This window comes from Janthinobacterium sp. GW822-FHT07H10 (assembly GCF_058798675.1).
In genome coordinates this window covers 559,516-572,049 of sequence record NZ_JBXAKS010000001.1, presented here as the reverse complement: position 1 = coordinate 572,049, position 12,534 = coordinate 559,516, and the positions used below count along the sequence as shown (strand labels likewise).

The following is a 12,534-nucleotide window of genomic DNA, read 5'->3' as shown; positions in this document are numbered from 1 at the left end:
AGAATATGCCTGATCGACGCGCTTGTCAATTTGCCGTTGCCGCCGTCTGCATGGCTATAATTGCCACCTTGACCAATTGGAATCGCCATGACCGAACGCAGCAGCACGCCCCTTTCCACCGAAGCCAGCCTTGACGCCGACGGCGCGCCGCGTCCTGGCGACAGCTATGTGCAATCGTTCGCGCGCGGCCTGGCCGTGCTGCGCAGCTTTGGCGCCGAGGCGCCGCGGCAAACCCTCAGTGAAGTGGCGGAACGGGCGCAGCTGACGCGCGCCGGCGCGCGGCGCATCCTGCACACCCTGCTGCATCTCGGTTATGTGGAAGCGGACGGAAGGCTGTTCCGCCTGACGCCGAAGGTGCTCGACCTCGGCTACGCGTATCTGTCCTCGCTGCCCGTATGGACGCAGGCGCAGCCGCTGCTGGAAGAATTGATGGCATCGTTGCGCCAGTCGTGCTCGGCCACCGTGCTCGACGGCGACGACATCGTCTACGTGGTGCGCCTGTCCGCGCACCGCACCATGTCGATCAACCTGGGCATCGGCAGCCGCCTGCCCGCGTATTGCACGTCGATGGGCAGGGTGCTGCTATCGGACCTGGCGCCGGACGTGCTGCGCGCGCGGCTGTCGAAGATGGCGCTATTGAAACTGACGCCAGCCACGCTGGTCGATATCGACGCCCTGATGGCAGAGATTGCGCAAGTGCGCCGCCAGGGCTGGAGCCTGGTGCAGGAAGAACTGGAACAGGGCCTGGTGGCGCTGGCCGCGCCCGTGTTCGACCGCAGCGGCAAGGTGGTAGCGGCGATCAACGTCAGCGGCCAGACGGCGGGGCCGTCCGTGGCGCAGCTGCTCGAACACAGCTTGCCGAAACTGCTCGATACGGCAAGCCGGGTCAGCGCCCTGGTGCGGGTGCAGCAGTGATTATTGTTTAAACTTCGCGCACGGGTCGGGACGCGGCTGCGCCGGCATCGTTTGCGTCAGGTCAAACGCACCCTTGTAGCCGCTGCTACCCTGTTCCAGGTAGCCGATGCTGCGCACGTTCAGTTGCGGGTCGGCCAGCTTCAGCCAGCGCGGCACGCCGATATCCTTGCGCACGTGGTCATTGCCAGCGATCAGCACCACATCGCGCGGCGCCTGGTCGCGTATCAGCTTGGCCATCCAGATGTCGCGCGCCACCTGGGCGTTGACGACACCGGCCACCATCATCTCCGGCAGCATGTTGCAGCGGGCCGCCTGGATGTCCTTCTGCTGCCCTTCCAGAATATCGGCCGGCACGGGCGCGGCCAGGTAAGTGGCGACCATGGCCGGCGGCATCGACCATTGGATGCCGTCGCGCACGATGCGCGAGGCATCGGCCGGCGACAGGTTGCCGGCCACCAGAGGCAGCTGGTAGCTGATGACGAGGTCCAGCACGGGCCGGTACAAGCTCCAGTCCCAGCGCGGCTGTTCCATCACGCGGATGATGCAGTCGGGATCCGCGCATTCGCGCGCAGCGCGCGTCAGCAAGTCCTGGTTATTGCGGTCAAACTGCTCCATGACAATGACGGGACGCCAGCCGGCCGCCAGGCGGCGCTGCAACTCCGCGACGCGCAAACGGTGGCCTTGCGCATTGTCCTGAACTTCGCCCAGCAGCAGCACTTGCGGATTGGGCAAGGCGTCGGCGACAGGCGCGGGAGCGGGCGGCGCGTCTTTCTTCAGCAAGCTGCCGCAGGCGGTCAGCGCCAGCACGCTGCACAACAGGGCGGCGCGCGCGCCGGCGCGGAAAATCACGTTCTTCATGTAAGCGGGTATCCAGAGTGGCGATGCGCCAGATTGTACCGCGCCTCAGGCGGCAGGCGCGGCCTCGCGGCGGCCCTTGCGCCACGCCAGCAGTTCGAAGATGGTCATGCCGGCCAGCATGGCAGCCACGAAAATCCACGCCTTGGGCTGCCCCGCCAGCAAGGACACGAGCGCGGGGCCGGGACAGAAACCGGCGATGCCCCAGCCTGCGCCAAAGGCCAGGCTGCCCAGCAGCAGACGCCGGTCGATACGCCGCGCCGCCGGCAATTGCATGGGCTCGCCCAGGATGGCAGTCGTGCGCCGCCGTGCCAGCCAGAAGGCGGGCAGGGCCACGCCGATGGCGCCGCCCATCACCAGCGCCAGCGACGGGTCCCAGGCGCCGGCCAGGTCGAGGAAACCGAGCACCTTGGCGGGATTGCTCATGCCGGACACGATCAGGCCCAGTCCAAAGACGAGGCCGCTCAACAGGGAAAACAGCAGTGTGTTCATAGGTGGCGCAGCAGGTAGACGGTGAGAAAACCGGCCGCCATGAAGGCACAGGTGGCCGCCAGCGAGCGCGGCGACAGGCGCGACAGGCCGCACACGCCGTGGCCGCTGGTGCAGCCGGCGCCATAGCGCACGCCCACGCCGACCAGCAGGCCCGCGACGACCAGGGCCGGCGTGTCCGCCCCGATGCGCACGGGCGGCAAGGCTTGCCACAGCTGCCACAACAGGGGCGTGCCGACGAGGCCGGCGAGGAAGGCGATGCGCCAGCCCAGGTCGCCCCGGCGCGGACGCAGCAGGCCAGCGACGATGCCGCTGATGCCGGCGATGCGGCCATTGAAGAGGATCAGCAGGGCCGCGGCCAGGCCGATCAGCATGCCGCCGGCCAGCGACGTCCACGGCGTGAAATGCTGCCAGTCTATCGTCATGACAACGCTTAGTCCGCTTCGTCGTTGAACGGCGGGCGCGGCGCGCAAAATTGCGCATACAGCACTTGCAGCACGGCCAGCACGGGCGGGCTGGCGACGCGGTAATAAATCTGCTTGCCGTCGCGTCGCGTGGCCACCAGCATTTCCTCGCGCAACACACCCAGTTGCTGCGACAGGGTCGGCTGGACTATGCCCACCTTTTGCTCGAGGTCGCTGACGCAGTGCTCGCCCTGCGACAGCTGGCACAGCAGCATCAGGCGGTCCGCGTTGCCCATGGCCTTGAGCAGCGAACTGGCTTTATAGGCCGAGCCGCGCATGGCGTCGAGGTTGTATTCTGTCTGTTGCGTTGCGACCGTATCCATCATGCCCTCCCACAGGCGGTAAGTGTGTACATCCTCCGATAAACAATATACTAATCAATATACTGTTTTCCTGCTGGCGATTCGCACAAAAAAACAACAGTGTTTTTTGTCCTGTTTTGTAGCCGATAGCGTGCTCATGCAAGGTGCGCGAAGACGATAGCGGCAGCGCTATCAAAATGACAAAAATTCGTAATAAAGAGGAAATATACATACCAAAATTGCCACGATCTGTGCTGTAATGAAGAGTCGTCAGAAAAACCAGGATCCACCCCCGTACAGGTGGATTGTCCGCCCAGGCGCCAGCTGGTTTCAGCTGCGCCGCGCGGTGAACACAGGGAGATCGAGATGGGGATATTTCAGCCGCTATGCGTGGCCATGCTGGCCTTGTCGGCCAGTGCATGGAGTGCGGCGGCAGACAGCGACGCCACGAGCGACAAGCTGCACGACGCCGGCGAGCGCGTCACGATCGATGAAAGCATCAGTCTGAATAATAATCCCGGCTGGGAAACGCCGGACTTGCCGTATGCCCGCCTGCTGGCCAGCAGCGCGACTGCGGCGCCGCACTGGAGCAACGCCGGCATCCGCCATGGTGCCCTGGCGCCAGCGAAACCCGCCACGGCGGCGCCCGCCCAGCAAGCCAGCATGCCGGCGCCCGTGCCGGAAGCGAGCATGTACTCGATGCTGCTGGTGGGATTGGGCTTGCTGGCCTTGAGCGTGCATGGCGAAAAACAGGAAAAATTCGATACGTGAGTCCATGCCAGCGACTTGATGCCGCTGCAGCAAAAAAATTCCGCCTTGCGCGGAATTTTTTTTACTTCTCCAGCAAACGGCAGACCCGTTCGATGTTGCCTACGGGAATACCCGATTTCAGGGCGCGCGCGATGCAGCCCGCCTTGTCCGGTCCGGAGGCGGAAATCAGCACGAAAGCCGTCACCACCACGCTGATGGCGACGAGCACGATCAAGACGCCTTTCACGATATCCCAGTTCATGGCGCCTCAGAAATGTCGTACGTGAAATCGTAATAATGCTTGCCGTCCGCGATGCGGATGGCCAGGCTGCCATGCAAGCCTTGCAACTGGCCCGTGCCCGTATCGGGCACCACCGTCACCGACAGGCTGGGCGTGCCGCGCGCCATGCTGCCGCTGTGCTGCAGGTAAAAGCTGCCCTGGCGGCCATCAAGCGTGCCCTCGACGCGCTCCAGCGCCACATAGCCGGCCGAGCCGGCCACACCGGCGCGCGCGCTGAGCATCTCGCCCTGCGCGCGGGCATCGAGGGCGCCATGGTAGCGCTTGTCCAGCGACAAACGCCCCAGCCCCGACTCCGCCGCCCTGTCCGACAAGTTTTCCGGGGTGATCGTGACGTCGAATTCGCCTGTAATCTGCGGCATCATGGCTCCTTGGCTAGTGAGGATGTGGCTGCCGCGTCCGGCCCGTCCAGCAGCAGTTTCAATTTTTGCATGGTGGCCCAGTTGCGCGAGGTGACGCCGTCACCAAGCAAGACGCCCAGCGCCGCCACCACCTTGCTGGCCAGCACGCCATCGGGACACCAGGCATATGCGGCCCACTGGCCCAGCGCCAGCGCTTCCGGCTGCCACGACTGCTGCAGCAACGGCGCCAGGCGCTGGGCATCGGATGGCCTGTTCAGCACCAGCGCCAGCAGGCGCGCCGCATCGGCCGCCGGCGCCAGCGTGTTTTGTTCGATCAGCTCGGCAAATTGGCCGGCCGACAACACCGTCACGCGCGCCGCCACGCCCAGCTTCAATACCAGCGCTTCCTCGATGCCGGCCGCCGCGTCCGCCGGCGCCACCCTGCCCGCCTCGAACACGACGTTACCGCTGTTGAGCACGGTGCGCACATTCGTGAAGCCCAGATCGCCCAGAAGCTTGCGCAAGTCGGCCATGGCCACGCGCTTGGCGCGGCCGACATTGATGCCACGCAAGAACGCCACTTGCTGTCCGCTGTATACCTCTGTCATGTCGTTCTCCTTGCCTATGCCTGGCCGGCAGCGGCGCTGGCGGCGCCTTCCGGCAACGGCGTCACGCGGGGCAGTCGCAACAGGAACGTGGCGCCCTGTCCCAGGGTGCTGCTGACCGTGATGGTGCCGCCAAATTGCTTGGCGATCAAGTTGAACACGATATTCAGTCCCAGTCCCGTGCCGCCCTGCCCGCGCCGCGTGGTGACAAACGGGTCGAACACGCGGTCGAGCATGTCCGGCGCGATGCCGCGGCCATTGTCGCGCACCTGCATTTCAATCCAGTCGCGGTCGCAGCGCACGCCGATGCGGATGCTGCCATCCGTGTCCGCATCGAACGCATGCTCGACGCAGTTCAAGACCAGGTTGGTCAGCACCTGCGCCAGCGCGCCCGGATAACTGTCGAACATGATGTCTGGCGGACAATCGATGACGATATCGATGCGCGTCTTCTTCAGCGTCGGCTGCAGGCTGGAGATCACCTCGCCGATATAATCGCGCAATTCGAACAAACGGCGCGCCTCGCTGACCTGGTCGACGGCGATCTGCTTGAAACTGTGGATCAGGTGCGCGGCGCGGTAGGCATTGTTCATGATCAGACGCGCGCTCTCGCCGGCCGTCTCCAGATAGCGCACGATATCGGTCTTTTTCACGCTGCCGCCGGCCACGGCCTCGCTGATGGCGTCGGTGGCTTCCTTCAGCACGGAGGCGCTGGTCAGCGCGATGCCGACCGGGGTATTGATTTCATGGGCCACGCCGGCCACCAGGCTGCCCAGCGAGGCCAGCCGCTCCGACTGCAGCAGCGACTCCTGCGCGCGGCGCAGCTCGTCCATGGCCTGCGCCGTCTCCTGCTGCGAGCGGCGCGCCACGTCCTCGGCCTGGCGGCTGCCCTCGATGATGGACTTGAGCTTGCGCTGCACGGCATTGAAGCCGCGGATCACGTCGCCCAGTTCGTCGCGCCGGCTTTCCGGCAACTCTTCGACTTCATCGCTGCCGCGCGTGGCCAGGTCGAACAAGCCGTCGCGCAACTGTTTCAGGGGGCCGAAGACGATGCGCAGGCTCAGCACCAGCGCACCGACGAGAATGATGTCAAGCAGCAACACTTCCACCACCTTGCGCCGCACTTCGCTGCGCAGCGCCGCGTCGATCTGTTCGCGGCTGAAATTGACGATGACCTTGCCCACGATGACGGGCTTGCCGCCGCTGGCCGCGGCCACGGCGTCGCGGAACACGAGCGGCGCCTCGACGGGCGTGCCGCCGATGGCGACATCCGTTTCCAGCGGCACCAGGGTGCCCGAGGCGTCGCGCACTTCACCGGCGAACAGGCCTACGGAGGCATCGTAGACGCGGATGCCGACCAGTTCGGGCGGCAACATTTCCGCCGCCACGATGCTGTCGACCTTGGATTTGTCGAGATCCCACAGGGCCGATGGCAGGCTCGTCTGCAAGCGCGTGAGCACGCCGCTGCGCAGGCGCGCGCTGCCCGATTCCAGTTCCTTGCTCAGGGTATATTGGGTATAGCTGCCGGAAATGCCCAGCACCAGGGTGACGATCACGACGAAAAGCAGAGTCAGCCGGACTTGGATACTCACCATCAATCAACACTCCCCCGCGCCTGGCCGGTCGCTGGCCCGCGGCGCGGGCACAGATACGTCAGCAACACGTCAGCACAACTTGAAATGTACGGTATGACATGCTTATTGGCAAGATTTACAGCACCCTGCCGCCAGCAGGGGCATTGATCCAGGTTGAGACATTGCGACATGGCAATGGTAATATCCCGCAATCATCATAAGGAGTCGTCATGCCGGTCACGCATCAACACTTACCTTTGGAACAAGTTCGTCCTGGCATGATCCTGTCGGACGTCTTGCTCGATGCGCATGGACACGTGCTGTTGCCGCAAGGCGCCGTGCTGACGGAAAACATGCTGGCCCTGATGCCACGCCACGGCATCGACATGCTGCCGATCCAGGCGCCGCCGCCCTCGCCGGAAGCCATCGCCGCGCAGCAGGCCGCCGACCGCGAACGGCTCGCTTACCTGTTCCGCAAGCATGACCCCGACAATCCCGCCGAGGCGGCCACCACCTTGCTGCGCAGCTATGTCAGCAATTATCGCCTCGGCACGGGAGGTGCGGCATGAGCACCCAGCTGACGCTCGACGATATCGTCGCCCACCTCGATGACCTGCCGTCGCTGCCCGCCGTGGTCATGGAGCTGTTGAACAGCATCGACCAGGACGACGTGGATATTTCCGTGCTGGCTAAGAAAGTGTCGTACGACCAGGCCCTGACGGCGAAGACCTTGCGCCTGGCCAACTCCTCGCAATACGGCTTGCAGGTGAAGGCCACCACCATCCAGCAAGCGATTACCTATCTGGGCTTCCAGACCACGCGCAGCCTGATCACCTCGGCCGCCATCACGGGCTGCTTCCCCGAGGGCCGCTGTCCCGGCTTCGACGACAAGGCGTTCTGGCGCCACTCGGTGGCCACGGCCGGCTGCGCCAAGGTGCTGGCGCGGCAGATCCGCTTCAACCAGGATTATGCGTTTACGGCCGGCTTGCTGCACAACATCGGCCGCCTCGTGCTGGTCAGCAGTTTCCCCACGCAGTACGCGCAAGTCATCGCCCACCAGGCGGCGCACGATTGCAGCCTGCTCGAGGCGGAGCAAGCCGTGCTCGGCGTCGACCATGTACAGGCGGGCGTGGCGCTGGCCGAACACTGGAATTTCTCCGACACCATGCGCCTGGCGATCGGCAACTACCTGCAGCCGGAAGCGCCGGGGGCAGGTTTCCTGGCCGCACTGATCCACGTGGCCAATGCCATCGTCTGCGCGCTCGACCTGGCGCAGGCGGGCGACGACATGGTGCCGCGCGTGTCGCCGGTGGCCTGGGATGCGCTGGGCCTGGGCGAGGAAACGTATCTGCAGCTGTTCCGCGAAACGGAATTGCGCTACGACGAAATCACCACGGCCTTGCTAAGCTGACGCCATCAAGCTGGCTCGGCAGACAAAGCCGCAAACGCAAACGGCCCTCGCCTGGAGGCGAAAGCCGTTATGGGTACTGCAACACATCCATCCTGCCCGGTCCACGCCAGCCTGTTGCCGCCAGCAGCTACGCAAGCGGAACAGTCAGCGCGCGACCGCCACATCAGTGCGCGTAATTCGATTCTTGCGCATCGCCGCGGTCTTCCGCTTTTGGACGGCCCTGGGCGTCGGACAAACGGTACTTGGTGCGGCGGTCGCCCATCAAGTCACGCAGGTCGCGGATGCTCATGCCCGTCACTTCGTGCATGCGGATCAGCAACGACGCGCCGACCGGCAAGCGGTGGTGGCGAATCTTGCTGATAACCGGTGGCGCCACTTCGAGCAGGCGCGACAGGGCTGCGTCGTTTTTCAGCTGCATCTTGCTCAGCAGAATATCGAGCAGGTGGTTAGGGTTGTACGTCTCTTGCGATGCTAATGCATGATGTGCCATGATTTTTCCTCGTCTAGTGAATGTTGAAAATAATGCCGATACGAACTTAAGGCTGGCTTAGAGTGTTTAAAAGTATTTCAAAACCGTCAGCCCCTCCCCTCCTATCGCACTGCCTGCACAGGACTCGCACAGCCACGTCCAGCCAACGTGCGCAGCTTGCCGCGTGAGTAAATAGCACTGCAATCCGATGAAATGAATTGCATATAAGGCAATATACTAGCCCAAACAGGCAGCATCCGCGCCTCGCGCAACCTTCTTGATTGTTAAAGATCAATCAAGGTGCTGGTTGGCTTAACAACGATGCCTTTTCAACACATTAGGATGCCTGCGGGCGCACACAAGGCCTTGCAGCAACTTGTTACAAATCAATGGTGACGCAGGGCAATAAATGCTTTGCAGCATCGCCATCATCGTCAACGTTTCCATCTCGAAATCTTGTCGGCAAGGTAAGCACGACATGGCCCGTCCCGGCGATTTACGCTAAACTATGGACTGAACTTGCAGCGAGCCTGCCACCGGGCAGCCAGAGACGCCCGGCCGGTCATCCACCGCGCCCCGCCCTGAGCGCTCCCCTGCCCGACAGCATCCTGCCCAGCCATCTTATTTGCCGCCACATTTACCGATAAGCGCCAGACTCCATGCAGAAAAAAGTATTCATCAAAACCTTCGGCTGCCAGATGAACGAGTACGACTCGGACAAGATGGCCGATGTGCTGGGCGCCTCCGATGGCCTGGTGCGCACCGAGCACCCGGAAGACGCCGACGTCATCTTGCTCAATACCTGCTCCGTGCGCGAAAAGGCGCAGGAAAAAGTGTTTTCCGACCTGGGCCGCCTGCGCGAACTGAAGCTGGCCAAGCCGCACCTGTTGATCGGCGTGGGCGGCTGCGTGGCCTCGCAGGAAGGCGATGCCATCGTCAAGCGCGCGCCGTATGTCGACATGGTGTTCGGCCCGCAGACGCTGCACCGCCTGCCGCAGATGATCGAGCTGCGCCGCGCCAGCGGCGCCTCGCAAGTCGACATCAGCTTCCCCGAAATCGAAAAGTTCGACCACATGCCGCCGGCCAAGGTGGAGGGCGCCTCGGCCTTCGTCTCCATCATGGAAGGTTGCAGCAAGTACTGCAGCTATTGCGTGGTGCCCTACACGCGCGGCGAGGAAGTGTCGCGCCGCTTCGAGGACGTGCTGACGGAAGTGGCCGGGCTGGCCGCCCAGGGCGTCAAGGAAATCACCCTGCTGGGACAGAACGTGAATGCCTACCGCGGCGCGATGGAAGGCGGCGACATCGCCGACTTCGCCCTGCTGCTCGAATACGTGGCCGACATTCCCGGCATCGAACGCCTGCGCTTCGTCACCAGCCATCCGAAGGAATTCACGCAGCGCCTGATCGACGCCTACGCGAAGATCCCGCAGCTGGTCGACCACCTGTACCTGCCGGCGCAGCACGGCTCCGACAAGGTGCTGGGCGCCATGAAGCGCGGCTACACGGGCCTCGAATACAAGTCCATCATCCGCCGCATCCGCGCCGTGCGCCCGAACATGGCCATTTCCTCGGATTTCATCGTCGGTTTCCCCGGTGAAACCCAGGCCGACTTCGACGCCATGATGAAACTGATCGCCGACGTGGGCTTCGACAACAGCTACAGTTTCATCTTCAGCAAGCGCCCCGGCACGCCGGCCGCCAACCTGGAAGACGACACGCCGCACGACGTAAAACTTGCTCGCTTACAACAACTGCAGGCAGCCATCGACGCCAACACGCGCAAGTACAGCCTGGCCATGGTCGGCACGGTGCAAACCATCCTCGTCGAAGGCCGCTCGAAGAAGGATACGATTGATCGCGAACTGCAAGGCCGCACGGAAAACAACCGCGTGGTCAATTTCGACGCCGGCCCCGACGGTTTGCAACTGATCGGCCAGCTGGTCGACGTGCGCATCACCGAAAGCCATTCCTACACCCTGCGCGGCGAACTCGTCGCCGGCGCCCAAGCATTGAAAAGAGCCAGTTGAAAACCAAAGCCCCGATACAGCCGCATTATTTCATCCCCGAACCGCTCGACAACACGCGCCTGGCGCACCTGTGCGGACCGCTCGATGAAAACCTGCGCCAGATTTCCGCCGCCCTCGACGTGACGATCTTCCGCCGCGGCGAGAAATTCATCGTCGGCGGCAGCAATGCCGCGCGCGCCGTGGAAATCCTCGAGCAGTTCTACGCCATCGCCAACAAGGTCGTGCCGCTGGAAGAGGTCCAGCTGGCCCTGGTGGAGCAGCGCGCGGGCCTGTCCGCCGCCTCGGAACACCATGCCAACGCGCCCGTCAGCACCTTCGTCGAGCCGGACATCGCCAGCCCCGTGCTGAAGACGCGGCGCAGCGACCTGCGCGGGCGCACGCCGCACCAGATCGCCTACCTGCGCGACATCCTCGAACACGACATCAGCTTCGGCGTGGGCCCGGCCGGCACGGGCAAGACCTACCTGGCCGTCGCCTGCGCCGTCGACGCGCTCGAACGCGACGCCGTCAAGCGCATCATCCTGACGCGCCCCGCCGTCGAAGCGGGCGAGCGCCTGGGCTTCCTGCCGGGCGACCTGGCGCAAAAGGTCGATCCCTACCTGCGTCCCCTGTACGATGCGCTGTATGATTTGCTGGGCTTTGACCGCACGCAAAAACTGTTTGAAAAACAGGTGATCGAGATCGCCCCGCTGGCCTACATGCGCGGGCGCACCCTGAACCACGCCTTCGTCATCCTCGACGAGGCGCAAAACACCACCGTCGAACAGATGAAGATGTTCCTGACACGCATCGGCTTTGGCAGCAAGGCCGTGGTGACGGGCGACGTCACGCAGGTCGACCTGCACAAGAGCCAGACGAGCGGCCTGATCGACGCCGTGCACGTGCTGAAAGACGTGCGCGGCATCGGCTTCACGCAATTTAACAGCACCGACGTGGTGCGCCATCCGCTCGTCGCCCGCATCGTCGACGCCTATGAAACAGCGCAGGCAGCCAGTGCCGACGCCGCCCAGTTGCTCCCCCTATTGAAACCAGCCAGCGCCAAAAATGTCCGAAAAAAATAAACTGTCCCTGTCCGTGCAATATCCGGATGCCCGCCTGGAAACCCTGATCACGCGCCCGAAAGTGCGCCGCTGGGTCAAGGCGGCCCTGTTCGCCCCGGCCGAATTCACCATCCGCTTCGTCGACGCCGAGGAAGGCCGCACCCTGAACCGCGACTACCGCGAAAAGGACTACGCCACCAACGTGCTGACCTTTGCCTACAACGAAGGCGAAGAGCTTGGCGACGACGAGCCGACGCGCGCCGACATCATCCTGTGCACGGACGTGCTGGAAAAGGAAGCGCAAGAGCAAAAAAAGAGCGTGGAAGAACACACGGCCCACCTGATCGTGCATGGCGTGCTGCATGCGCAAGGCTACGACCACATGGATGACGAGGAAGCAAGCGAGATGGAAGGGCTGGAAACGGAAATCCTGGCCAAGCTCGGCATTACCGACCCGTACAAGGAGTAAGCACATGGGAACCTGGGCCACTGACGCCTTCGGCAACGACTACGCCATGGATTGGGCGCAGGACTTGCACGAATATAAAACCCTGGAACTGGTCGAGACAACGCTCGACAACGTCATCGACAGCCCGCAAGCCGAACTCGAGGCGCCGTTCGCCGCCGAGGCGCTGGCCGCGCTGGAAGTGATCGCCCGCCTGCTGGGAAAACCGGGCGAGGACGACCCGGCCACCGCCGAAGTAGACGAATGGGTGGCGGCCTGCAAGAAGAAAGTCGCGCCGCCGTTGCTGGACAAGGCACGCCTGGCCTTCGAGCGCATCACGGCCGATGCGTCGGAACTGCGCCAGCTGTGGCAGGACAGCGAGCATTACGCCGACTGGCAGGCGGACGTGGCGGACTTGCGCGCCCGCGTGCTGGGCCCGGAGGCTTGAAACGTCGCGCTACGGCGCATTATGCGTATTAAATTTGCATCAAAAGCGGGGAAATCCGGTAGCGCCCCACTTTTGGTGTATCCTATATCCCTTCGCAACAA

The 12,534-nt window shown here is 63.6% G+C and carries 17 protein-coding genes; 8 read left to right on the top strand and 9 right to left on the bottom strand.

Annotated features, from left to right (window positions below; genetic code table 11):
- Positions 1–87 precede the first annotated feature (87 nt).
- The gene (locus tag AC1RDJ_RS02590) at positions 88–915 is read left to right on the top strand and encodes an IclR family transcriptional regulator domain-containing protein (protein ID WP_083411609.1); all 828 of its coding nucleotides are present in this window, start codon (positions 88–90) and stop codon (positions 913–915) included.
- On the opposite strand, the gene AC1RDJ_RS02585 is transcribed toward AC1RDJ_RS02590, so the two are convergent.
- Genes AC1RDJ_RS02585 through AC1RDJ_RS02570 form a run of 4 tightly spaced genes read right to left on the bottom strand, consistent with a single transcriptional unit; the run spans position 916 to position 3,046 of the window.
- The gene (locus AC1RDJ_RS02585) at positions 916–1,773 is read right to left on the bottom strand and encodes a ChaN family lipoprotein (RefSeq protein WP_289884902.1); all 858 of its coding nucleotides are present in this window, start codon (positions 1,771–1,773) and stop codon (positions 916–918) included. It abuts the gene before it with no gap.
- 45 nt (positions 1,774–1,818) lie between these two features.
- A complete protein-coding gene (locus AC1RDJ_RS02580) occupies positions 1,819–2,262 on the bottom strand; it encodes a YeeE/YedE family protein (protein ID WP_289884901.1) in 444 nt (147 codons plus the stop codon).
- A complete protein-coding gene (locus tag AC1RDJ_RS02575; protein WP_493026400.1) occupies positions 2,259–2,684 on the bottom strand; it encodes a YeeE/YedE family protein in 426 nt (141 codons plus the stop codon). The genes AC1RDJ_RS02580 and AC1RDJ_RS02575 overlap by 4 nt, the downstream gene beginning before the upstream one ends.
- Before the next feature lie 8 nt (positions 2,685–2,692).
- A complete protein-coding gene (locus AC1RDJ_RS02570) occupies positions 2,693–3,046 on the bottom strand; it encodes an ArsR/SmtB family transcription factor (RefSeq protein WP_071326218.1) in 354 nt (117 codons plus the stop codon).
- Between the two features lie 345 nt (positions 3,047–3,391).
- Between AC1RDJ_RS02570 and AC1RDJ_RS02565 the strand changes: the two genes are divergently transcribed.
- Positions 3,392–3,796, top strand: a complete 405-nt coding sequence (locus tag AC1RDJ_RS02565; protein ID WP_156894670.1) for a PEP-CTERM sorting domain-containing protein — start codon at positions 3,392–3,394, stop codon at positions 3,794–3,796.
- 61 nt (positions 3,797–3,857) lie between these two features.
- Here AC1RDJ_RS02565 and AC1RDJ_RS02560 read toward each other — a convergent pair whose 3' ends face one another.
- Genes AC1RDJ_RS02560 through AC1RDJ_RS02545 form a run of 4 tightly spaced genes read right to left on the bottom strand, consistent with a single transcriptional unit; the run spans position 3,858 to position 6,614 of the window.
- Positions 3,858–4,037, bottom strand: a complete 180-nt coding sequence (locus AC1RDJ_RS02560) for a hypothetical protein (protein ID WP_071322077.1) — start codon at positions 4,035–4,037, stop codon at positions 3,858–3,860.
- Positions 4,034–4,438, bottom strand: a complete 405-nt coding sequence (locus tag AC1RDJ_RS02555; protein ID WP_493026399.1) for a DUF3224 domain-containing protein — start codon at positions 4,436–4,438, stop codon at positions 4,034–4,036. The genes AC1RDJ_RS02560 and AC1RDJ_RS02555 overlap by 4 nt, the downstream gene beginning before the upstream one ends.
- On the bottom strand, positions 4,435–5,022 hold the full coding sequence (locus tag AC1RDJ_RS02550; RefSeq protein WP_071322075.1) for a DUF1697 domain-containing protein: 588 nt from the start codon (positions 5,020–5,022) through the stop codon (positions 4,435–4,437). The genes AC1RDJ_RS02555 and AC1RDJ_RS02550 overlap by 4 nt, the downstream gene beginning before the upstream one ends.
- Positions 5,023–5,036: 14 nt before the next feature.
- A complete protein-coding gene (locus tag AC1RDJ_RS02545; protein ID WP_071322074.1) occupies positions 5,037–6,614 on the bottom strand; it encodes a sensor histidine kinase in 1,578 nt (525 codons plus the stop codon).
- A gap of 209 nt (positions 6,615–6,823) precedes the next feature.
- Here AC1RDJ_RS02545 and AC1RDJ_RS02540 point away from each other — a divergent pair, with 209 nt between their 5' ends.
- Positions 6,824–7,162, top strand: a complete 339-nt coding sequence (locus AC1RDJ_RS02540) for a hypothetical protein (RefSeq protein WP_493026398.1) — start codon at positions 6,824–6,826, stop codon at positions 7,160–7,162.
- Positions 7,159–8,004 (top strand): HDOD domain-containing protein, encoded by an 846-nt coding sequence (locus AC1RDJ_RS02535; RefSeq protein ID WP_071322072.1) that lies wholly within the window; start codon positions 7,159–7,161, stop codon positions 8,002–8,004. The genes AC1RDJ_RS02540 and AC1RDJ_RS02535 overlap by 4 nt, the downstream gene beginning before the upstream one ends.
- Before the next feature lie 163 nt (positions 8,005–8,167).
- Here AC1RDJ_RS02535 and AC1RDJ_RS02530 read toward each other — a convergent pair whose 3' ends face one another.
- Positions 8,168–8,494 (bottom strand): hypothetical protein, encoded by a 327-nt coding sequence (locus AC1RDJ_RS02530; RefSeq protein WP_071322071.1) that lies wholly within the window; start codon positions 8,492–8,494, stop codon positions 8,168–8,170.
- 638 nt (positions 8,495–9,132) lie between these two features.
- Between AC1RDJ_RS02530 and miaB the strand changes: the two genes are divergently transcribed.
- The 4 genes from miaB to AC1RDJ_RS02510 are packed head-to-tail and all read left to right on the top strand — an operon-like array spanning position 9,133 to position 12,433.
- Complete coding sequence (gene miaB / locus AC1RDJ_RS02525; protein WP_493026397.1) at positions 9,133–10,500, top strand: tRNA (N6-isopentenyl adenosine(37)-C2)-methylthiotransferase MiaB; 1,368 nt, start codon at positions 9,133–9,135, stop codon at positions 10,498–10,500.
- Positions 10,497–11,561 (top strand): PhoH family protein, encoded by a 1,065-nt coding sequence (locus AC1RDJ_RS02520; protein ID WP_071322069.1) that lies wholly within the window; start codon positions 10,497–10,499, stop codon positions 11,559–11,561. Before miaB ends, AC1RDJ_RS02520 begins: the two co-directional genes overlap by 4 nt.
- A complete protein-coding gene (ybeY, locus tag AC1RDJ_RS02515; protein WP_289884895.1) occupies positions 11,545–12,009 on the top strand; it encodes an rRNA maturation RNase YbeY in 465 nt (154 codons plus the stop codon). Before AC1RDJ_RS02520 ends, ybeY begins: the two co-directional genes overlap by 17 nt.
- Before the next feature lie 4 nt (positions 12,010–12,013).
- On the top strand, positions 12,014–12,433 hold the full coding sequence (locus AC1RDJ_RS02510) for a DUF4259 domain-containing protein (RefSeq protein ID WP_493026396.1): 420 nt from the start codon (positions 12,014–12,016) through the stop codon (positions 12,431–12,433).
- Positions 12,434–12,534: the final 101 nt, after the last annotated feature.